Here is a 474-nt window from a genome sequence, read left to right on the forward strand (position 1 = left end):
CGGGTCGGTCGCGGCGATCACGACCTCGATGGCCAGCATCACACGGGAGAGCTCGCCGCCAGAGGCTCCCTTCGAGACCGATCGCGGCTCGGCGCCGGGGTGGGGCGCGAGGAGGATCGCGACATCATCTCGGCCGTGGGCGCTCTCGGTGCCCTCGGAGACCGCGACTTCGAGGCGGGCGTCCGGCATGGCGAGAGCGTGGAGCTCCTCCGTCACAGCGGCGCCCAGGCGAGAAGCCGCCTCGGTGCGCACCGCAGTCAGTGCATCGGCGTGCGCGTCGAGCTCGACCCGGGCCGCATCGCGCTCGGCGATCAGCCTTTCGATGCGGTCACCGTCGTCGTCGAGCTCGGCCAGCCGCGCGGATCCGGTCTGCCAGAGAGTCAGAGCCTCATCGAGCGAGCCGTGGGCACGGATCAGGGTCCCGAGAGCCGCACGCCGCTCTTCGACCGCCGCGAGCTCATGCGGACCGGTCTC

Annotated in this window: 1 pseudogene; it reads right to left on the reverse strand. The window is 71.9% G+C overall.

The annotated features are described in order from the left end of the window. A pseudogene (locus DSP71_RS23535) lies at positions 1-474 on the reverse strand (DNA repair protein RecN); the annotation flags it as partial.

This window comes from Microbacterium sp. H6 (genome assembly GCF_003314775.1).
GTDB lineage: Bacteria > Actinomycetota > Actinomycetes > Actinomycetales > Microbacteriaceae > Microbacterium > Microbacterium oxydans.